Origin of the sequence: Bradyrhizobium sp. LVM 105, assembly GCF_003957705.1 — a bacterium.
Classification (GTDB): Bacteria; Pseudomonadota; Alphaproteobacteria; order Rhizobiales; family Xanthobacteraceae; genus Bradyrhizobium; species Bradyrhizobium frederickii.
In genome coordinates this window covers 121,111-141,935 of record NZ_QZMV01000006.1, presented here as the reverse complement: position 1 = coordinate 141,935, position 20,825 = coordinate 121,111, and the positions used below count along the sequence as shown (strand labels likewise).

The 20,825-nt window shown below is 66.0% G+C and carries 19 protein-coding genes; 6 read left to right on the top strand and 13 right to left on the bottom strand.

What is annotated here, in order from left to right; translation table 11 throughout:
• Position 1 precedes the first annotated feature (1 nt).
• The 6 genes from rsmA to lptF form a co-directional block, all read right to left on the bottom strand.
• A complete protein-coding gene (gene rsmA / locus D6B98_RS18900; RefSeq protein ID WP_126258459.1) occupies positions 2 to 859 on the bottom strand; it encodes a 16S rRNA (adenine(1518)-N(6)/adenine(1519)-N(6))-dimethyltransferase RsmA in 858 nt (285 codons plus the stop codon).
• On the bottom strand, positions 859 to 1,893 hold the full coding sequence (gene pdxA / locus D6B98_RS18895; protein ID WP_126258458.1) for a 4-hydroxythreonine-4-phosphate dehydrogenase PdxA: 1,035 nt from the start codon (positions 1,891 to 1,893) through the stop codon (positions 859 to 861). The genes rsmA and pdxA overlap by 1 nt, the downstream gene beginning before the upstream one ends.
• On the bottom strand, positions 1,893 to 2,828 hold the full coding sequence (locus D6B98_RS18890; RefSeq protein WP_164718714.1) for a SurA N-terminal domain-containing protein: 936 nt from the start codon (positions 2,826 to 2,828) through the stop codon (positions 1,893 to 1,895). The genes pdxA and D6B98_RS18890 overlap by 1 nt, the downstream gene beginning before the upstream one ends.
• A 69-nt stretch (positions 2,829 to 2,897) precedes the next feature.
• Positions 2,898 to 5,384 carry an LPS-assembly protein LptD gene (locus D6B98_RS18885; protein ID WP_164718713.1) on the bottom strand — a complete coding sequence of 829 codons (2,487 nt, stop codon included), beginning with the start codon at positions 5,382 to 5,384 and terminating at the stop codon, positions 2,898 to 2,900.
• Positions 5,384 to 6,481 carry an LPS export ABC transporter permease LptG gene (gene lptG / locus D6B98_RS18880; RefSeq protein WP_126258455.1) on the bottom strand — a complete coding sequence of 366 codons (1,098 nt, stop codon included), beginning with the start codon at positions 6,479 to 6,481 and terminating at the stop codon, positions 5,384 to 5,386. Before lptG ends, D6B98_RS18885 begins: the two co-directional genes overlap by 1 nt.
• Complete coding sequence (gene lptF, locus D6B98_RS18875) at positions 6,478 to 7,647, bottom strand: LPS export ABC transporter permease LptF (RefSeq protein ID WP_126258454.1); 1,170 nt, start codon at positions 7,645 to 7,647, stop codon at positions 6,478 to 6,480. Before lptF ends, lptG begins: the two co-directional genes overlap by 4 nt.
• A gap of 340 nt (positions 7,648 to 7,987) precedes the next feature.
• Between lptF and D6B98_RS18870 the strand changes: the two genes are divergently transcribed.
• The 4 genes from D6B98_RS18870 (at position 7,988) to D6B98_RS18855 (ending at position 11,899) form a co-directional block, all read left to right on the top strand.
• Positions 7,988 to 9,487, top strand: coding sequence for a leucyl aminopeptidase (locus D6B98_RS18870; RefSeq protein ID WP_126258453.1), 1,500 nt, complete (start codon positions 7,988 to 7,990; stop codon positions 9,485 to 9,487).
• Positions 9,488 to 9,493: 6 nt separating this feature from the next.
• Positions 9,494 to 9,946: a DNA polymerase III subunit chi gene (locus tag D6B98_RS18865; RefSeq protein ID WP_126258452.1), complete on the top strand. Its 453-nt coding sequence runs from the start codon at positions 9,494 to 9,496 to the stop codon at positions 9,944 to 9,946.
• A gap of 165 nt (positions 9,947 to 10,111) precedes the next feature.
• Positions 10,112 to 10,591: a hypothetical protein gene (locus D6B98_RS18860; RefSeq protein WP_164718712.1), complete on the top strand. Its 480-nt coding sequence runs from the start codon at positions 10,112 to 10,114 to the stop codon at positions 10,589 to 10,591.
• 342 nt (positions 10,592 to 10,933) lie between these two features.
• Positions 10,934 to 11,899: a tripartite tricarboxylate transporter substrate binding protein BugD gene (locus tag D6B98_RS18855; RefSeq protein ID WP_126258450.1), complete on the top strand. Its 966-nt coding sequence runs from the start codon at positions 10,934 to 10,936 to the stop codon at positions 11,897 to 11,899.
• A gap of 188 nt (positions 11,900 to 12,087) precedes the next feature.
• Here D6B98_RS18855 and D6B98_RS18850 read toward each other — a convergent pair whose 3' ends face one another.
• The 4 genes from D6B98_RS18850 to D6B98_RS18840 form a co-directional block, all read right to left on the bottom strand.
• Entirely contained in the window at positions 12,088 to 13,950 is a 1,863-nt protein-coding gene (locus D6B98_RS18850) for an ABC-F family ATP-binding cassette domain-containing protein (RefSeq protein WP_126258449.1), read from the bottom strand.
• A 62-nt stretch (positions 13,951 to 14,012) separates the two neighbouring features.
• The gene (locus D6B98_RS39980) at positions 14,013 to 14,186 is read right to left on the bottom strand and encodes a hypothetical protein (protein ID WP_164718711.1); all 174 of its coding nucleotides are present in this window, start codon (positions 14,184 to 14,186) and stop codon (positions 14,013 to 14,015) included.
• Positions 14,187 to 14,411: 225 nt separating this feature from the next.
• A complete protein-coding gene (locus D6B98_RS18845) occupies positions 14,412 to 14,672 on the bottom strand; it encodes a sulfur globule protein precursor (protein ID WP_126258448.1) in 261 nt (86 codons plus the stop codon).
• Positions 14,673 to 14,746: 74 nt separating this feature from the next.
• Positions 14,747 to 14,989, bottom strand: a complete 243-nt coding sequence (locus D6B98_RS18840) for a hypothetical protein (protein ID WP_126258447.1) — start codon at positions 14,987 to 14,989, stop codon at positions 14,747 to 14,749.
• Between D6B98_RS18840 and ndk the strand changes: the two genes are divergently transcribed.
• Both ndk and D6B98_RS18830 read left to right on the top strand, forming a co-directional pair.
• Complete coding sequence (gene ndk / locus D6B98_RS18835; RefSeq protein WP_126258446.1) at positions 14,982 to 15,404, top strand: nucleoside-diphosphate kinase; 423 nt, start codon at positions 14,982 to 14,984, stop codon at positions 15,402 to 15,404. The genes D6B98_RS18840 and ndk overlap by 8 nt on opposite strands.
• A 41-nt stretch (positions 15,405 to 15,445) precedes the next feature.
• Positions 15,446 to 16,306: a TerC family protein gene (locus D6B98_RS18830; protein ID WP_126258445.1), complete on the top strand. Its 861-nt coding sequence runs from the start codon at positions 15,446 to 15,448 to the stop codon at positions 16,304 to 16,306.
• A 9-nt stretch (positions 16,307 to 16,315) separates the two neighbouring features.
• On the opposite strand, the gene D6B98_RS18825 is transcribed toward D6B98_RS18830, so the two are convergent.
• From D6B98_RS18825 to D6B98_RS18815, 3 genes are read right to left on the bottom strand one after another with little or no spacing between them, the layout of a single operon-like run.
• A complete protein-coding gene (locus tag D6B98_RS18825; protein WP_126258444.1) occupies positions 16,316 to 16,627 on the bottom strand; it encodes a DUF3240 family protein in 312 nt (103 codons plus the stop codon).
• On the bottom strand, positions 16,624 to 19,698 hold the full coding sequence (locus D6B98_RS18820) for an efflux RND transporter permease subunit (RefSeq protein WP_126258443.1): 3,075 nt from the start codon (positions 19,696 to 19,698) through the stop codon (positions 16,624 to 16,626). Before D6B98_RS18820 ends, D6B98_RS18825 begins: the two co-directional genes overlap by 4 nt.
• Complete coding sequence (locus D6B98_RS18815) at positions 19,699 to 20,733, bottom strand: efflux RND transporter periplasmic adaptor subunit (RefSeq protein ID WP_245481425.1); 1,035 nt, start codon at positions 20,731 to 20,733, stop codon at positions 19,699 to 19,701.
• Between the last annotated feature and the right edge of the window lie 92 nt (positions 20,734 to 20,825).

Sequence of the window (20,825 nt, the reverse complement as noted above, 5' to 3'; positions counted from 1 at the left end):
GTTACTCGGTTTCGCTGCGTATATCCGCCAATTCGCGCGCCATGGCAACAAAGCCGGAAATGGGAATGGTCTCCGCGCGCCGCGTCGCATCGACGCCGGCGGCCTGCGCGAGCCGGGCCGGATCGACGCCGAGCGCCTTCAGGCTTTGCCGCAGCATCTTGCGGCGCTGGCCGAAGGCGGCGGCGGCGACCTGTTCGAGCAGCTTGCGATCGCAGGCAAGCGGCTCTGCGCGCGGCTTGAGGCGCACGACGGAGGAGGTGACCTTGGGCGGCGGGACGAAGGCGGACGGCGCGATGTCGAACAGGATCTTGGTCTCGCAGCGCCAGTTGGCGAGCACGCCGAGCCGGCCATAGGCCTCCTCGTCCTCGCGCGCCACGATGCGCTCGCCGACCTCGCGCTGGAACATCAGCACCATCATGTCGTACCAGGGCGGCCAGGGCTCGCTGGTGAGCCAGTTGATCAAGAGCTGGGTCGCGATGTTGTAGGGCAGGTTGGCGACGATCTTTGCTCGCTCGCCATTGAGCAACGGGCGGGGATCGAATGTCATGGCGTCGCCGTGCACGATCTCGAGCCTGTCAGGATAGTGCGCGGAAATATCCTGCAACGCCGGGATCGCGCGCTCGTCGTGCTCGATGGCGATCACCCGCCTCGCGCCGAGCGCGAGCAGGGCGCGCGTCAGCCCGCCCGGGCCGGGGCCGATCTCGACGATGGTGGAATCCTCGAGCGGCGCCGCGGCGCGCGCGATCCGCGCCGTGAGATTGAGGTCGAGCAGAAAGTTCTGGCCGAGCGATTTGCGCGCCGACAGCGCGTGGCGGCGAATGACCTCGCGCAGCGGCGGGAGGTCGTCGATCGCGCTCATCAGCTTTGTGGGCTTGGTGAAGCCGCCATGCGGCTGGCGAGCCTCAAGGCTGCGATCAGGCTCGCCGGGTTGGCCTTGGCCGTGCCGGCGATGTCGAAGGCGGTGCCGTGATCGGGCGAGGTGCGGACGAAGGGCAGGCCGAGCGTGACATTGACCGCGTTGTCGAACGCGACCGTCTTGATCGGGATCAGCGCCTGATCGTGATACATGCAGATGGCGCAGTCATAGGTGCTGCGCGCGGCCTCGTGGAACATAGTGTCGGCGGGCAGCGGGCCCCTGGTCTCGATGCCGTCGTTGCGCAGGACTTTCAGCGCCGGGGCGATAATGCTCTGCTCCTCGTGGCCGAGCGAGCCGTCCTCGCCGGCATGCGGATTGAGGCCGGAGACCGCGATGCGCGGCCGCGCGATGCCAAAACGGGATTTCAGCTCGGTTGCGACGATGCGCACCGTCGAGACGATCAGCTCGCTGGTGAGCTGGGCCAAGGCATCGCGGATCGAGACGTGAATGGTCACGGGCACCACGGCGAGTTGCGGCGACCATAGCATCATCACCGGCTGCGGCACGCCCCCGTTCTTGGCGGCGAGCTCGGCGAGGAATTCGGTGTGGCCGGGATGACGGAAGCCCGAGCGGTAGAGCACGCTCTTGGCGATCGGATTGGTGACGACGGCGCCGGCGCGGCCCTCGCGAACATCGGTGACCGCCTGCCGGATCGAGGCGAGCGCGGCGGGCGCGCTCGATGCGTCGGGCTTGCCGGGCTCGGCGGTCGCGCGCTCGCCGGTGGCGACCACGGGCAGGGCCTCGGTGAAGGCAGCAGCGGCCTCGCCGGGGCTTACCGCCGCGGTCCTGACGCCGGCCCCCAGCGACGGGGCGAGCGCCTTGGCCCGCCGCGCGATCAGCGCCTCGTCACCGAGCAGATAGAAGGCGGGCAGGTTCAGCTCGCGGCGCCGCAGCCAGGCCGCGATCGTGATGTCGGGGCCGATGCCGGCGGGCTCTCCCAGGGTCAGGGCAAGGGGCTTTGCTGCGCGATCGGCCATCAGCGGTTGCGATATTCGATCATCGCGGCCTTGCGGAGCTCGTCGAGATAGGCCTTCTGGGTCTTCTCGTATTTCTCCTGATACATCTTCTCGCGGACCTCGCGCTTCTTCGGCGTGTCGATCATGGTCGGCTTGCGCGAGCACAGCACCACCATCTCGATGCCGTTCTTGGTCAGCTCGGGCGCGGTCAGGTGGCCGATCGGGGTGTCGTCGAGCACCTTGCGCAGCACCTCCGGCAGTTCGGCGGTGGTCTTGGTGACGGCGTCCCGAATGGTGACGTTCGGTGTCGAGCGGAACAGCGAATTGGCTTCTTCGCAGCTTCCGACGCGCGCGCGATAGCTCTCGGCTTCCTTCTTCCGGGTCTCCAGGAACGACGGGGACGAGCCGCGCGGCACGATCAGCACGATCGGCTGCATCTTGTACTCGGTGCCTTCGACCTGCAGCTTGTCGCCGGTCTGGGCCTGCACGGCCTGCGCGACGTCGCGCTCGCCGACCAGCAGCTTCTCCTTGAAGCGGCCGCGCACGAGGCTGGTCCAGACCATCTCGGACCTCATGCGGCTCTTCAGCGTCTCGGTGCGGAGGCCTTTGGATTCGAGCGACTTGGCGAGCTGGTCCGGCGTGATGCGCATGCGCTGCGCCATGCCCTCGAAGGACTGGTTGATGTCGGAGGCGCTGGGATCGACCCCGTACTTCTTGCCCTCCTTGATCTTCACCTTGTCGTCGATCAGCTCGTTGATGACCTCCTGCCGGCTCGGGGTCTTCTGCGTCGTCAGCTGGTCGAGCTTGGAGCGCTGCTCGATGTCGAAATCGGTGATCGGATCACCGTTGACCATGACGACGATGTTCTGCGCGCGCGACGGCGAGGGCAGTCCGGTCAGGATCAGCCCGGCAGTGATGGCGAGCAGGAGGCGGAAGACGGGCAATGGGGTCGTCATGATTGTCGCTCGCATGTCAGCCGCGTCGAGCCTGTGATGGGGGCAAGCGCGGCCGGCACTTCAAACCGTTCACTGGAGGCCGGAGGAACTGCTGGTCGTCGACGAGTTCGCCAGCGTGCGCAGGCCGATTTGGAACATGAACGCGTGGCTCAACACGGGCGGCGTGGTGCCCGCAGAATAACTATACGAAGTTACGTAGTTCGCCGCCAGCACGAAGCAATCGTCGACATAGCCGGCACCGACCACATATTGGTTGATCTTGTTGGCCTCGAGGTCCCAGCGCGCCGAGCCCGACACCACCCAGTTGTTCGCCACCTTCAGCGAGCCCGAGGTCAGGATGCCCTCGCGGCGGGTCAGATAGCCGAGCTCCGGCTGCGCTGCGTAACTGCCATACAGCATGCTGACCGACCAGCGATTGAAGTTGGCGCGGCCTTCCGCCTCGAAGCGCTGCACGTTCCAGGTCTGCTCGTCCATGCGGGAGCGGACGCTGAACGTGTAGGTGCTGTTGGGCGAGTAGCTGGCGCTCGCGACGTAATCGGAACGCGGCTTGTCCAGGCCGGAATTGATGCCTGTATTGATGGCGTCCTGGACCGCGAAGGAATTCATGCCGAACAGCTGGTAGGACTGGCCGAACAGCACCTTGACGGCGCCGCCCTTGTCGAACTGCGTGGTGGACTGCACGCCGACATTGGCGCGGCCGCCGCCCTCGACGCGGTCGTAGCCGGAGAACTTGTCGACGCTGAACAGGTTGGAGGCGTCGAACACCAGGCTCTGGGCGTCCTCGTTCGGGAGCTTGCCGGCATAGGTCTCGTTCGGCCGGATGATGATCTGCGCGATCGGCTCGAGCGTGGTCGATCCCCAGGGCTGGATGTTGATGAAGGGGTAGCGGTATTCGAGGCCCACGGTCGGCATCAGGCGGAACGCCTGGGTGTCGCCGACGGGAAGATAGTTCGACACGCCCGGCTGGTTGGAGACCGAGGAGTTGATCGCGTCGGCGCGCAGGCTCGCGAACGGCGTCCAGATCTGGCCGAACGGGTCGGTGAAGGACTTGCGCCATTGCGCTTCCGCCGTGAGGCGGGTGTAGGTGCCAGGGAAGCCGCGCAGCAGGCACTGCGAGGGCATGCGGGCGAGCGGATCGGCCGATGCCGTCGTGCACAGGCTGTTGGTGTTGGCCAGCGTCGTGATCGGATCGAACACCGACTGGTCGCGCGACAGGTTGACGAAATTGGTTTTGTAACTGAACTCGCCGCCGAACACCGGATAGTTGAGCACGTTGGAATAGTCGATCACCGGATAGACGATCGGCACCTGGCTCTGGTTACCCGAATAGCTCAGCCAGTACATCGTGCGCGCGTCGAAGAAGCTGCGGTTGCCGACACCGGTCAGATAGAGCTGCGACAGCGCTTCCGTCGGCAGCAGCAGGAACGAGCCGAGCGGATCGCGGTACTGATAGAGGCGGTAGTCCGAGAAGAAATAATAGTCGGACATCAGGACGCCGTCCCAGCCCCAGACCCATTTGTCGTTCAGCGCGAACTGACCCTTGGTGTCGATGGCGCCGCGGAAATCGCGGTCGCCGGGCTGCCCGGCAAACGCTCCGGGATCGAGCTGGTTGATGCCGTAGGCGCGGATCTGGTAGGCGCCGTCGATCAGGCGCTGTCGGAATTCGCCCTGCAGCAGCACGCCTTGCCGCGACAGGAAGCGCGGGGTGAAGGTTGCGTCCATGTCGGGCGCGATCGCCCAATAATAGGGAACCTCGACGCCATAGCCCGTGTTGTCTGTGCCGGAAATGTAGCCCGGCATCAGGAAGCCGCTCTTGCGCTTCACGGTCGGGTCGGGCGTCGAGAAATAGGGCATGTAGGCGAGCGGCACGCCGAAGAATTCGAGCTGCGCTGTCTCGAAATACAGCATCTTCTCCTGCTGGTCGTGGATGATGCGCGCACCCTTGACCTGCCACAGCGGCGGCTTCTTCGGATCGTCCCGACACGGCGCGCAGGCCGTGTAGACGCCGTTCTCGAACACCGTGTAATTGCCGCTGGAGCGGTCGGCGCGGCTCGCGGCCATGCGGGTCTGGTCGGCGGTGTCCACGCGCAGCGAATCGACGAAACCGTCGCGGTAATCGTCGGAGAGATCCATGATCTCGGCATAGGTGATCTTGCCGTCGGCATCCGTCATGCGGATGTTGCCCTCGGCATGCAGCCGCTTGGTCTTCTGGTCGTAGATGACCCTGTCGGCCTCGACGCTGGTGCCGTTGTAGAACAGCTGGACGTTGCCGACCGCGGAGACGCGCGAATTATTGTAGTCGTAGTCGACCTCGGTCGCCTGCACCAGCATCTGGTTGTCGTTGGCGACCCTGGGCGGCTTCGGACGCGGCGGTAGCGGATTGTACGTATATTGGGCGGAGGCCGGCGCCACGGCGGCAACGTCGATCAGCCCGCCGAGCGAGGCAGCGGTCACGACGGCGAGCAGCAGCCTGCGGATGGACAAGCCGTGCCCGTTCGCGCGCATCAACATGCGCCGCGTCAAACGAGACACGAGCCCTCGTTGGACGGCACTCACTAACCGTCCTCCTGATAGAGCAAGGCCAAAAAGCCGGTGAGGCCGCCCACTACAACGGGCAACCACGCCGCAGCGATCGGATGCATCAACTCAGCCTTGCTCAAGTCCTCAGTTACTTTCGACAGAACGTAGAGCAGAAAGCCTGCGCCCACGCCACTCAAAACCATCTTTTGCACGCCGCCCATCCGGAAGAAGCGCAACGACACGGAGGCCGCGAGCATCACCATGGCCGCAAGCAAAAACGGCTGTGCCAGAAGCTTCTGATACTGGAGTCGGTAACCGGCTGTCGCGAAGCCCGAGCTTTCGGACGAGCGGATGTAGCTCGGTAGTTGCCAAAAGGACACAGTCTCGGGGGTGGAGAAGCTGTTGCGGACCTGCGCCTCGGTCAGCGTCGTCGGAATCTCCAGGCTGGCCTGGTCGATCGGCGGGGCGTCCAGCGAGAAGCGGCGGACGCCCTTGAACAGCCAGCGACCGGCCTCGAGCGTCGCCTCGCGCGCCTCGACCCGTTCCTTGAAGTGCTGCTCCGGGTCGAACCGGAACAGCGTCAGCCCCGTGAGCCGGACGCCCTGCTGCTCGCTGCGTGCCGCGTTGATGATGGTCTGGCCGTCGCTGGTCACCTGATTGAGCCAGAAGCCGGAGGCGTCCTGGATACCGCCGCCCGGCGCCGAGCCGAACAGCTCGGCCTCCATGCGCTTGGAGGCTTCGCGCAAGTTGGCCGACATCGGATTGTAGGCGACGGTGGCGATCACGCCGATCAGGAGCGCGCTGCCGAGCGCCGGTGAGATGAACTGCCATGCGGAGATGCCGGCGGCGCGCGCGACCACGAGCTCGAGCCGGCGGGAGAGGGCGAGATAGCAGGTCATGGCGCCGATCAGCATGCAGAACGGCGTCAGCTTCTCCAGAAGCTGCGGCACCCGGAACAGCGAGGTCTCGGCCACCATGAGCGCCGAGGCGGAGGCGAGGCCAGAGGTCTTGCGCACCATCTCGATGTAGTCGACCAGCACCAGCAACAGGAAGATGCTCGCGAACACGCCGAGCGCCGCGACGACGAAGCGGCCGGCGAAATAGCGCCCGAGTGTGTTGGTGAGCATGCTCATGCGGTGGCCGGACGTCCGAACAGCCGCGCGATGCGCGCGTTCGACCTGTTGATGGCCTCCATCAGGCCGGGGGGCGGCTCGACCACGACGCCGCTGACGATGATCCACAACCCGATGCCGATGGCGCCGAACACCATCGCGTATTGCACCAGCACCGGGCCCGACGACTTCACCGCCATCACCGAGCAGGCAAAGCCCGCCATGCGCAGGCCGAACACCGCGATGATCGACGAGCCGATCGAGAAGTTGCGGCTCTGGCGGGTGGTGCGCGGCGCGCCGAGGAAGGCGAAGGTCAGCACGGCAAAGGCGAAGGGATAGATCGGCGCGAGCAGGCTGTCATGCAGGGCCGAGCGGAATTGCCCGGGGATCTGCCTGTAGACGGGGTCGTCCTCGGACGGCGAGAACAGCTCCCAGAGATAGCGCTCGCGGATGCCAAGGGTGACGTCGCGGCCCTGGTTGGAGAATTTCGACATGTCGAAGCCGTAGCGGCCGAAGGCCACCAGCGCCGGATCGCGCTTGCCCGCCTCGAAGCGCTGCAGATTGCCCGTCTCCAGCACCAGGAACGAGCCGGTCTCGTTCTTCACGACCTCGCCGCGTTCGGCGACGATCGAGACGCGCTCGTTCGGATCGCGGCGGTCGTCGATGAAGATGCCGGCAAGAATGCCGCCGGGCTGGCGTTCGCGAATCCGGATCGTGAGGTTCTTGTCGAGCTGGGCGAAGCGGCCGGGCTGCAGGATGTTGGTGAGCACGTCCGCGGTGATCTCGGCATCCCACTGCTTGATTCGCCGCATGCCGTCGGGGGCGAGATAGGCCGCGATGAAGGCAACCAGCAGCGCCACCACGCAGGTTGCGTAGAAGAACGGATAGAACAGCCGGAACGGCGAGAAGCCGGCGGCATTCATCACGATGATCTCGGAATCGGTCGCGAGCTTGTTCAGCGTGTGCGAGATCGCGATCATCAGCGCGATCGGCGAGATGATCAGCACCAGGGCCGGGATGACGAGGCTGGTGATGCCGAGGAAGGTGAGGATGGTCTGACCCTGGCTCGTCATCAGGTCGATGCCGCGCAACGCCTGCGTAATCCAGATCACGCCGGTGAGGCTGACCAGGACCAGCGCAAACGACGCCAGCGTCGTGCGGAAGATATACCTATCGATCGACCCCATGCGCTACCGCACGAATCCCACCAAGTCCCCAATGTCGGCTGAAATTCCGCTTGTCCAACCAATCCCCGGTCAGGGGATCCCCAAGGTTGGCCGCAGGGCTCTTCCGCCAGCTTACTCTCTCACTACCATCCCTTTGATCCGTCAACAAAATGGCTGCCCCGTGGCACCCTCAATATATGGTTAATATTTCGCTCGTTGTGGCCGGGCGGCCACGGCGGCGCTTGGCATCGGGCGGGCCGCTGGCCCATAGTAGGGCAAGCCTCAGTGAATCGCCGTTCAGCTTCGGCTGGGACCGGCACCGCCGAACGGCGAAAAGTTACATGCATTAAAGGAGTTATCTATGTCCGATGCCATCAAGGTCGGCTTTGTCCCCTTGTCTGCCGCCCCCCGTGGCATCCTGGTGGTGTTCTGCGATGACGACCTGAAGCTCGGCCCGGCGACGGCCAAGGCACTGGGCGGCGCTGTCGATCTTGTGAAGCGCGCAGCCGCCGCCGCTGCCTTCAGAGGTAAGAGCGCGGCCGCGCTGGACATCCTGGCGCCGGAGGGCGTGAAGGCGACCCGGCTGATCGTAATCGGCGCCGGCAAGGCGGCCGGCCTGAAGGCGAACGATTTCCTCAAATTCGGCGGTGTGGCCGCGAGCAAGCTTCCCGCCGGGACTGCCGCCATGACCGTCATGGCGGAGCTGCCGGATGGCGCGATGACGAGCGAGCAGGCGGTTGCGATCGCCTCCGGCTTGCGCCTACGCGCCTACAAGTTCGACCGTTACAAGACCAAGAAGAAGGACGGCGAGGAGGGCGGCTCGCGCGCCGACATCTCGCTTGCGGTCGGCGATGCCGCTGCCGCGAAGAAGGCGTTTGTCGCGGCCGGCCACGTCGTCGACGGCGTGATCATCGCGCGCGACCTCGTCAACGAGCCGCCGAACGTGCTCTTCCCCGAGGAGTTCGCGCGCCGCGCCAGTCAGCTCCGCAAGCTCGGCGTCAAGGTCGAGGTGCTCGACGTCAAGGCGATGCAGAAGCTCGGCATGGGCGCGCTGCTCGGTGTCGGCCAGGGCTCGGCGCGGCCGAGCCGTACCGTGATCATGCGCTGGGACGGCGGCAAGAAGGGCGAGGCGCCGGTCGCCTTCGTCGGCAAGGGCGTCTGCTTCGACACCGGCGGTATCTCGATCAAGCCGGCCGGCAGCATGGAGGACATGAAGGGCGACATGGGCGGCGCCGCCTGCGTCGTCGGCCTGATGCACGCGCTGGCGGCGCGCAAGGCCAAGGCCAACGTGGTCGGCGCCATCGGCCTCGTCGAGAACATGCCCGACGGCAATGCGCAGCGGCCGGGCGACATCGTCACCTCGATGTCGGGCCAGACCATCGAGATCATCAACACCGACGCGGAGGGCCGTCTCGTGCTGGCCGACGTGCTCTGGTACGTCGCCAAGAAGGTGAAGCCGAAATTCATGGTGGATCTGGCGACGCTGACCGGCGCGATCGTGGTCGCGCTCGGCACCGAGCATGCCGGCATGTTCTCCAACAATGACGAGCTGGCCGAACGCCTGCTGACGGCCGGCATCGAGTGTGGAGAAAAGGTCTGGCGCATGCCGCTCGGTCCCGAATACGACAAGCTGATCGATTCCCAATTCGCCGACATGAAGAACACCGGCGGCCGTCATGGCGGCTCGATCACCGCGGCGCAGTTCCTGCAACGCTTCGTCGACGGCACGCCCTGGGCCCATCTCGACATCGCCGGCACCGCCATGGGCGCGCCGAAGACCGACGTCAACCACAGCTGGGGCAGCGGCTATGGTGTCCGCCTGCTCGATCGCCTCGTCGCCGACCATTACGAGCGCAAATGACCCGAGATGACTGAAGTCCTATTCTATCATCTGCAAAACATGACGGTGGAGAACGTGTTGCCGCCGCTTCTCGAGAAATCGCTCGAGCGCGGCTGGCGCGTCGTGGTGCAGTCGACCTCGGAGGAACGCGCCGACGCGCTCGACGCGCATTTGTGGACCTATCGCGACGATTCCTTCCTGCCGCACGCGACATGGCGCGTGAACGACGTTGCCGATCAGCCCATCGTGCTGGCGATCGAGGAGGGCAATCCCAACGGCGCCCATGTCCGCTTCCTGGTCGACAATGCCGCCCTCCCGGAGGACGCGCAGGGCTATGCGCGCATGGTGCTGCTGTTCAACGGCGACGACCCGGATGCGCTGGCGCTCGCCCGCAGCACCTGGACGGATTGCAAGGCGCGGGGATTTGATGTCACCTATTGGCAGGCCGACGAGCGGGGCCGGTGGCAGCGTCGGAATTAGGGGCCTTCGCAATTAATGATAATTTGCACTTTTCGGGCGATGCTGGCTTTGGCCACCTTCGTGCCGCAAAGTGATGTTGGGACAATCGCTTAGGGCTGGTCCTTCATGCGGGGAATTTGGTTTATCGTGCGACATCAAAAGCTTCCCAAGTCGCTGTTAGTTGCGTTGGCTGCCGTAGCACCGCTGGTCGCGGGCTGCTCGGGCGGGAGCGATCTGTTGTCGAAGGACGCGGAATGGTTCCAGAAGCCGGGCCGTCTCTTCATCAAGAACATCTCGATCGAGTCGCCGCCGCTGACCCCCGACAAGCCGGTCGGAGCTGAGGATCTCGTCAGCGCCGACGGCGGCTGTCCCGGCATGGCGCCGCCGCCCGGGCCGGCCGACGCCAACGCATCGACGACGGCGCCGATGGGCGGCACGGTCGCGCTGGGCCATACCGAATGCGACGTGGTGCGCGGCATCGGCGCGCCCTCGAGCGTCAACCTCTCCAACGATGCCGCCGGCCGCCGCGTTGCGGTGGTGACGTGGGCCTCCGGCCCGCGCGCGGGCATCTACACCTTCACGGCCGGACGGCTGTCCTCGATCGAGGGCAATCCGGACCCGCAGCCGGTGCCGAGGGCGGCGAAGCCGAAGAAGAAGCACGCGTAAGGCGTATCAGGCGCTATCGACGTCATCGTGCCCCGGACGCTGCGCCGCGCTTGAGCGATGAGCGGCCGAGCCGGGGCCCAACAGCCGCGCGCACGCTGAAGCGTGAAACCGGCTCAGCGTCGCGTCATTTCATGGCGCGTCGCGTCCGGGACACGAGGCCTTCGACCCCGCCGCTTCATCAAACCGAGTGCGGACTTGAGCCGATGCGGCCAGGCCATCGGCCGTGCTCGCGCGCCTTCGCACAGATCGCAACACTTCTGACGCGTCTGATGTGTCGCTTTGGTGATGGCCGCGCGGCCAGGAATGCGCTTTGATGGTGTCAATAACAAACCGGAGGAAACCATGCGGTTCATCGCCCTCGTGTCGGCGCTGCTCCTGCCGTTTGGCGCGGCGCTCGCCCAGGACTATCCGACCAGGCCCATCACCATGCTGGTGCCGTTCGCCGCCGGCGGGCCGACCGACACCATCGCGCGCCTGACCGCGGCGGGCATGGCGAAATCGCTGGGACAGCAGGTCATCGTCGAGAACGCGACTGGGGCCGGCGGCACCATCGGCTCGACCCGTGCCGCGCGCGCCCAGCCGGACGGCTACACGCTGCTGATCCATCACGTCGGCATCTCGACCGCGGCGACGCTGTATCGCAACCTCAGCTACGACACCAAGACAGCCTTTGCGCCGATCGGGCTCGTGACCAATGCGCCGATGACCATCATCGCGCGTGCCGATTTTCCGGCCGACACGCTCAAGGAATTGGTCGCCTACGCCCAGCAGCAGGGCGACAAGCTGACCTACGCCAATGCCGGCCTTGGAGCGGCATCGCATCTTTGCGGCATGCTGTTCATGACAGCGATCCAGAAGCAGCTCACCACGGTGCCGTACAAGGGCAACGGTCCGATCATGAACGATCTGCTCGGCAAGCAGATCGATCTCACCTGCGACCAGGCGACCAACACCACCGGTCCGATCACGGCCAAGCAGGTCAAGGCCTACGCGATCACCACCAAGGAGCGGCTGAAGAGTCTTCCCGACCTGCCGACGGCGGACGAGGCCGGCCTCAAGGGGTTCGAGCTCGGCGTCTGGCACGGCATCTATGCGCCCAAGGGCACACCGCCGGCGGTCATTCAGAAGCTGACGGCGGCGCTCCAGGCCGCACTGAAGGATCCGGCGCTGATCGCCCGGTTCAACGACATCAACACCGAGCCGGTGCCGCAGGACAAGGCGACGCCGGAGGCGCTGGGCGCGATGCTGACGAGCGAGATCGACCGCTGGGCGCCGATCATCAAGGCAGCAGGGCAATACGCAGACTGAGCCGGTCGGGCTGCGGACGCCGGCGTATTCGCCGCTATCGTCTCGTAGACGTGCCCCGGACGCAGCGCAGCGCGTGAGCGATGCGCTGCTGAGCCGGGGCCCAGGAGCCGCGTGCGCGCTGACGCATGGCTCCCGGCTCTGCGTCGCGTCATTTCATGACGCGCCGCGTCCGGGACACGAGAGCTCGCTTACCCCGCCGCCTGATCGAACTGCGTGCTTGCTTCCAGCCATTGCTCTTCCGCCCGCGCCAGCGCGTCGGCCGCGTTGGCCCGCGCCTTCGACAGCTGCGCGGCCTGCTTGGGATCGCGCGTAAAAATGTCGGGCAGGGCAAGGGCCGTATCGATCTTGGTGATGATCTCGCTGACGCGGGCGATCTCGGCTTCGGCCTCCGCGATGCGCTTCTTCAGCGAGCCGCGATTGTCCGACCTTGCGCGCTGCGGCTTTTCGCTTGGCGCACTGCGCTCGCGCGGGGCAGGCTCGCCGTTGCGTGTGGACAGCACCAGGCGGCGATATTCGTCGAGGTCGCCGTCGTAATTGGTGACGGTGCGATCGGCGACGATCCAGAGCCGGTCGGCGCAGGCCTCGATCAGATAGCGGTCGTGCGAGACCATGATCACCGCGCCGGGAAATTCGTTGATGGCTTCGGCCAAAGCGCCGCGGCTGTCGATGTCGAGATGGTTGGTCGGCTCGTCCAGGATGATCATGTTGGGACCGAAGAAGGTCGCAAGGCCCAGGAGCAGCCGTGCCTTCTCGCCGCCCGACAATTTGCCGGCCTTGGTGTCGGCCGCCTTGCCGGAGAAGCCGATCGCGCCGGCGCGCGCCCGCACCTTGGCCTCCGGCGCATCGCCCATCAGCTTGCGGACATGGTCGTAGGCGGAGGCGTCTTCATTCAATTCGTCGAGCTGGTGCTGCGCGAAATAGGCGATCGACAGCTTGTCGGCCCGCGTCACCCTGCCGGAGAACGGCGCAAGGCGTCCGGCCAGCAACTTGACCAGCGTCGACTTGCCGTTGCCGTTGGCACCCAGCAGCGCGATGCGGTCGTCGTTGTCGATGCGCAAGGTGACGCGATTGAGCACGGGCCCGGCGGGATCGTAGCCGACGGAGGCGTTGTCGACCGCGATGATCGGCGGCGAGAGGATCTTTTCCGGCGCGGGAAAGCTGATCTCGCGCACGTCCTCGGTCACCAGCGCCGCGATCGGCTTCAGCCGCTCCAGCATCTTGACGCGAGACTGTGCCTGCCGCGCTTTCGAAGCCTTGGCCTTGAAGCGGTCGACGAAGGCCTGCAGGCGGGCGCGTTCGGCCTCCTGGCGCTTGACCTGCTTGGCATCGAGCAGCTCGCGCGCGGCGCGCTGCTCCTCGAATGAGGAATAGCTGCCCTTGTAGAGCGTGAGCTTGCCGCGCTCCAGATGCAGGATCTGGTCGACCGAGCTTTCCAGCAGATCGCGGTCGTGGCTGATCACGATCACGGTGCGCGGATAATGCGCGAGGTGATCCTCCAGCCATAACGTGCCTTCGAGGTCGAGATAGTTGGTGGGCTCGTCGAGCAGCAACAAATCGGGGGCCGCGAACAGGGTGGCGGCAAGCGCGACGCGCATGCGCCAGCCGCCGGAGAATTCGGCGCAGGGGCGGAGCTGATCGGCGGCGGAGAAGCCGAGGCCGGAGAGAATCGCGGCGGCGCGGCTCGGCGCCGAATGCGCGTCGATGTCGACCAGGCGGGTCTGGATCTCGGCGATCCGATGCGGATCGGTCGCGCTCTCGGCTTCAGTGAGCAGCGCGTCGCGTTCGAGGTCGGCCTTGAGCACGACGGAGATCAGGCTTTCCGGCCCGTTCGGGGCTTCTTGGGCCAGGCTGCCGATCCGCCAGCGCGGCGGCAAGGTCACCGAGCCGTGCTCGGCGGCCAGCTCGCCGCGGATCACCTTGAACAGCGTCGACTTGCCGGTGCCGTTGCGTCCGACCAGACCGACGCGCGAGCCAGGCGTGATCTGCACGGAACTCTGGTCAATCAGAAGGCGTCCGGCGAGGCGGATGGAGAGGTCGGTAATGGACAGCATGCGGCCTTGTCACCGCAGCCGTGGTCAAACGCAACCCGTTTCTGCGATGGCTTGACCGCCGCTCAATGCGCGTCGCGGTCGCGCCGCTCCAGCTCGTTGAGGAGCTGCTCGAGATGGGTCGGGAGCCGTGTTTCGGGACGCAGGCTCTGCTGGAGCCGTTCGCCCACGGCATCGCAAATCGAGCGGCTGGTGCGCCGGTCGATCTGTTCGCTGTCATTGGCAAAGGGCCCAACCATCGCGCGGTTCCGTGTGCTCAGAGTAAAGACACGGTACCAAGTCATTGACCCCCAAAATGGTTTCGCCATTCCTTGGGGATCACTGCCATTCTCGTCAAAATTGCATGAACCCCGCGCCATCCACTCAAAATGCGAAGCCCCGGCGGGGGGATCGCCGGGGCTTCTCTTGGAAGGTACCTGTGGGGGGCGCAGATACCTTGGGGGTTTAGAAAGGTGCTGTCGGGCTCAGTAGCAGCGGTTGATCAGCCGCCAGCGGGGTCCCCAGGGGGTCGGGACCAGCCGGCGCACATAGCAGCCGCCATAACCGTAGGAGACCGGGGCATAGAAGCGCGGTCCGCCCCAGCGGTAGCCGCCGTGCCAGCCGCCACCGCCATGCCCATGCCAGCCCGGGCCGCCGCCACGCCAGTGAGCGGAGGCCGAGGTCGGCGCCAACGCGGCACCGAGCGCAACCGCAGCGACAGCGGCAAGCGAAAGTTTCCTCAACATGGTGATCTCCTCAAAACTGCCGGCGCGGGGGCGATCCGCGTCGATGGAAAGGCGCCGAAACGTCCGCCTGATGGTCAGGTTTGGGCTTCGATGGAAGGAGCATAAGCCGGCAGGCCGAACCAAAGCCTGAATGGAGGCTTCAGATTCGGTTCATCTCGGTGAAATCTCGGTAATTCATGTCCGGATCCGGCCGTGCCGCCGGCGGCGAAGCCTGTGATGTCGTCCCGGCGCTCGCTTGCCGTCCGGCAAAGGCGCCGATATAAGCCCCGCAACCCGGCAATCACCGCTTTTCTTCCCAAGGACAAGATCATGGCCATCGAACGGACTTTCTCGATCATCAAGCCCGACGCGACCGAGCGTAACCTGACCGGCGCCGTCAATGCCGTGATCGAAAAGGCGGGCCTGCGGATCGTCGCGCAGAAACGCATCCGCATGACCAAGGAACAGGCCGAGACCTTCTATGCCGTCCACAAGGCGCGCCCGTTCTTCGGCGAGCTGGTCGAGTTCATGACCTCCGCTCCGGTCGTGGTGCAGGTGCTGGAAGGCGAGGGCGCGATCGCCAAGTACCGCGAGGTGATGGGCGCGACCGATCCGGCCAAGGCGGCCGAGGGCACCGTCCGCAAGCTCTACGCCAAGTCGATCGGCGAGAATTCGGTGCACGGCTCGGATGCGCCGGAGACGGCCGCGATCGAGATCGCGCAGTTCTTCTCGGGCAACGAGATCGTCGGCTGATCAATCCGCCGTAAGTTAAAGACCGGACGAAAGGACTCATTGTGGACTGGCTCTGGCAGATCTTCGATCCCGCGACGATCGGGGCGTTCTTCACCCAGTTTCGCAACGAGATGGCTGCGCCGACCTTCTGGATCGCGGTCGGCAAGATCATCTGGATCAACATCCTGCTCTCCGGCGACAACGCGCTGGTGATTGCGCTGGCCTGCCGCGGCCTCTCGCCGCGACACCGGCTGTGGGGCATGATCTTCGGTGCCGGTGCGGCGGTGATGCTGCGGATCATCTTCACCGGCATCGTCGCAACGCTGATGGAGCTGCCGTACCTCAAGCTGATCGGCGGACTCGCGCTGATCGTGATCGCGGCCAAGCTCCTGGTGCCGGAACACGAGGACGAGGACGACGTCGACGCCGCCGCGCATCTGTGGCACGCCATCCAGATCGTCGTGGTCGCCGACATCGTCATGAGTCTCGACAACGTCATCGCGGTGGCTGCCGCTGCCAATGGCAGCGTGCCGCTCCTGATCCTCGGCCTTGCCATCAGCGTGCCGCTGATCGTCGCCGGCGCGGCGCTGATCATGGCGCTGCTCGAAAAGCTGCCGGTGCTGGTCTGGGCCGGTGCGGCGCTGCTCGGCTGGATCGCGGGCGAGGTGATGGCGACCGATCCCGGCGTCGCGCCCAGGCTGCACACGCTGTTCGACGGTCCGTTCGGCGCCTCGCTCGACAGCATGCTCGGTGCCTTGCGTATCCCGCCGCAGTTCGGCCATGGCGGGGCCGGCGGCGAATATTTCTGCGCCGCGCTCGGCGTCATCGTCGTGCTGGTGGTCGGCACCATCTGGCGCCGACGCAAACTGACCGCCGCCGCGCTGGAATCGTCCGAGCGCCACGCCAGGGCGTCGGCCGAATAGGCCGACCTCTCAGTCGATCCGGCCGAGTTCCATGACCTGCGTCGTCCAGTAGACCAGCTTGGTTCCGGCGAACGAAACCCGCAGACGGTCGAGCAGCCGGCTGGCATCTTTGCCTGCCAGCACCACCTGCACGACGGTCTGGTCGGCATGGCCCTTCACGCGTTCGGCGGCCGTATGCAATCGAACCTCGGTGCCGTGACCCGAGCCCGGCGTGGCCGTGAATCCGGAGACCAGATCGCTCTGTTCGGCGAGATGGTCGAACACCTCGTCGCGCAGCCGATGCGGCACGATCAGCGTGAGGCAGACAAGCTGGTCGATCATTTCGCCACCTTCGACGTCCCGCCATAGCGGCGATACAGGATCGGCAGGAGAATCAGGGTGAGCAGGGTGGAGGACAGCAATCCTCCGATCACGACGATGGCAAGCGGTCGCTGCACCTCGGATCCCGGACCGGATGCGAACAGCAGCGGGATCAGGCCCAGCGCCGTGATGCTCGCGGTCATCAGCACGGGCCGCAGCCTGCGCATGGCGCCCTCGACGACGATGCGGTGCTCGGGGAGGCCGTGGGCGCGCAGCTGATTGAAATAGGACACCAGGACGACGCCGTTGAGCACGGCAATGCCGAGCAGCGCGATGAATCCGACCGAGGCCGGCACCGACAGGTACTCACCCGTCACCACCAGGGCGAAGACGCCGCCGATCAGGGCAAAGGGAATGTTGACGAGCACCAGCAAGGCCTGGCGGATGGCGCCGAACGTGGTGAACAGCAGCACGAAGATCAGGCCGATCGCGACGGGAACCACGATCGACAGGCGCGCGGCGGCGCGTTGCTGGTTCTCGAACTGTCCGCCCCAGGTCAGCCGGTAGCCGTTCGGAAGCGGCAGCTCGCTCGCCACCTTCTGGCGTGCGGCTTCGACGAATCCGACCATGTCGCGGCCGCGCACGTTGGCGCGCACCACGCTCATGCGGGCGCCGTCCTCGCGGTCGATCTTCACCGGACCGTCGACGCGCTGGATGCGGACGACCTGTGACAACGCGACATGCTGTCCCGAGGCCAGCGTCAGCGGCAGGCTCGCCAGCAGCGTCGGCGCTTCCCGCGTCGTCTCGCTGCCCCGGACCAGGATCGGCGTGCGGCGTCCCTCCTCGAGCGCGGTCCCGATGGTTCGGCCCTCGATCTGGGTTCGCAGCGAGTTGACGATGGAGTCCACGGTCAGGCCGAGGCGGCCGGCCTCCATGCGATTGACCGCGACCGTGTAATATTGGGCGCCTTCGTTCAGCGTGGTGTAGACGTCCTCGGCCCCGTCGATGCTGGAGAGGATCGCCGACAGTCTTGCCGCGGTTTCATTCAACCTGGCGATGTCGGGGCCGAAGATCTTGACGGCGACGTCGCCGCGCACGCCGCTGATCATCTCCTGCACGCGCATGTCGATGGGCTGGGTGAAGCTGAGCGAGATGCCGGGAAAGCCGGTCAGGACCTCGCGAAGCTTCTGCAGCAGGGCCTCGCGGTTGTCGGTCGCGCGCTCGGCCGCCGGCTTGAGCACGAGGAACGTGTCGGTCTGGTTGGGACCCATGGGATCGAGGCCAAGCTCGTCCGACCCGGTGCGGGCGACGATGCCGGCAATATCAGGCACGGCCAAAAGCGCGGTCTGGAGCCTGGCGTTCATGGCAAGCGACTCGTCGAGGTTGACGGAGGGAAGCGTCTCCACGCTGACGATGACATCGCCTTCGTCCATCGTCGGCATGAAGGTCTTGCCGAGCTTGGTGTAGGCGAAGCCCGCCGCGACCAGGCCGATCAGGGCAGCCGCCATCACCTTGCGCTCGTTGTTCAAGGCCCAGTCCAGTGCCGGGGCGTAGACCCGTTGGGCCGCACGCACCAGCAGGGGATCGCGATGCGAGGCGGATTTGAGCACGAAGGAGGTCGCGACCGGGATCACGGTGAGCGCCAGCAGCAGCGAGCCGGCCAGCGCGAAAATGATGGCCAGCGCGACCGGGATGAACAGCTTGCCCTCCAGCCCCTGCAGCGTCAGCAGGGGGACGAACACGATGATGATGATGAGCACGCCCGAGGCGACCGGCTCCAGCACTTCGCAAACCGAACGGTAGATCAGGTGGATCAGCGGGAGAGACTTGCCCGGTTCGTGCTTGCCGAGGTTGCCGACGATGTTCTCGACCACGACCACCAGGGCGTCGATCAGCATGCCGATCGCGATCGCAAGTCCGCCGAGGCTCATCAGGTTGGCCGACATTCCCACCACGCGCATGATGATCAACGCGATCACGATGGCGAGCGGCAGGCTGAGCGCGATCACGAGCGAAGCCCGCCAATTGCCGAGGAAGAGCAGCAGAAGAACGATGACGAGAGCGGTGGCCTCGCCGAGGGCCCGCACCACGGTGCCGACGGCGCGATTGACCAGGCGGCTGCGGTCATAGAACACGTTGATCGAAACACTCTTGGGCAGCGAGCCTTGCAGCTCGGCGAGCCGGGCGCGTACGTCGCGGATGAGCTGACCCGCGTTGGCGCCGCGCAGGCCGAGGACGAGCCCCTCGACGGTTTCGCCGCGGCCGTCCGCCGTGACGGCGCCATAGCGCGTCAGCGTCCCGACTTTGACGGTCGCGACGTCGTTGACCAGGATCGGCACACCCTCGCGGGTGTCGACCACGATGGCCTTGATGTCCTCGATCGAACGGATGCTGCCTTCGATCCGAACCAGCGCGCTGTCCTCGCCCTGGTTCACCCGTCCGGCGCCGTCGTTGCGGCTGTTGGCTTCGATGGCTCGGCGAAACAGGTCGTAGGAAATGCCGCGCGCCGCCAGCGCGTCGTTGCGCGGCACGATCTCGAAGGCGCGGACATAGCCGCCGAGCGCATTGACGTCGGCAACGCCGGGCACGGTCCGCAGCGCGGGGCGGATCACCCAGTCGAGCAGGGTCCGGCGCTCGGCGAGCGAAAGCTCGGGACTGTCGATGGTGAACATGAACATCTCGCCGAGGGGGCTCGTGATCGGCGCCAGACCGCCGCTCACCCCTTCCGGGAAGTCGCGCGAGATGTTCGACAGGCGCTCCGAGACCTGGTTGCGTGCCCAGTAGATGTCGGTGCCGTCCTCGAAATCGACGGTGATGTCGGCCAGCGCGTATTTCGTGGTCGAACGAAGCACCTTCTTGTTCGGCAATCCGAGCAGCTCGAGCTCGACGGGGACGGTAATGCGCTGCTCGACTTCTTCGGGGGTGAGGCCCGGCGCCTTCATGATGATCTTCACCTGAACCGGCGAGACGTCGGGAAAGGCGTCGATCGGCAGGCCGGGCAGGAGGACGGCGCCCGCGCCGATCAGCAGCAGCACGCTCAGCATCACGAACAGCCGCTGCGACAACGCGAACGCAACCAGGCGGCGGAGCATCTATTGTCCCAGGCCTAAGAGAATGCCGCGAAGCGCCGAGATGCCGCCGATCGCGATCGCATCCCGGTCCGTAATCGGGCCCGACACGACGACGTGATCCTGATCCTCAGCGAGCAGCTTGACCGGGACCAGGCGGAAGCCGCCGTCGAAGGCGACGAAGACCGAGGTCTGCTCGCCCCTCCGGATCAGCCCGCTATAGGGAATCTCAAAGGCGCTTTCGCCGGCGGAAAGAAAGCCGATGCGGGCCGCGGTGGTCTGACCGGGATGCAGCTCGCCGTCGTTGGGGACCTCCGCGCGCACCAGGATGGTCTGGGTGGCAGGGTCGATGGTCTCGGAGACCAGCACGACCGTGCCGGGCGTGGAATAGCCCTCGATCTCGACTTTCGCACCGGTGCGGATCGCTCGAATATTGGCGGCGGGAACTGCGATCTCGGCCCATAGCGGCGACAGCCGCGCCAGCTTGACCAGCGGCGCGGATTGTTCGAGCCGCTGCCCTGGCGACACCGCGACGTCGACCACGGACGCGGTTTGCGGCGCATTGACCGTGAGCGTGCCGCTGATCGCCGCTTCCTGGGCCAGTCGGGAAATGGCATCGTCCGACATCCCGCTGAGGCGCAGCATCTGGCGCCGTTCGGCGACGACGAGAGCGGCCTGGCGCGCTTCGGCCTGGCTCGCCTCCAGCACGCGTTGCGGCACGGCCTTGCCCTCGAACAGATCGACGTTCCGCTTGAGTTGCTGGCTCGCGAGATGCTCCTGCGCGATCGCGTGCAAATAGTCGCGTTGCTGGGAGACGAAGCTTGGACTCTCCAGGGTGACCAGCGGCTGGCCGGCCGTGGCGCGGTCGCCGCGCCCGACCAGGAGGTTGGCGACCATGCCCGCCACCGGTGCGCTGACGACCCACAATTGCGGCGTGGGGACCATGATCTGGACCGGGTAGGGCAGCGTCAGATCGGTCCGGCTGGCAACCGGATGGGTTACGCGGACGCCGAGATTGCGCGCCTGCGCATCGCTCAGCTTCACCTCGTCCTGCGCCATCGATACCGAACTCAGCAGGCTCAATGCAACGGCGAAGAGCGCACGAACGAGCACGCCCCCGGACGAGGTGAGAGGGAGAGTTCTGCGACGGA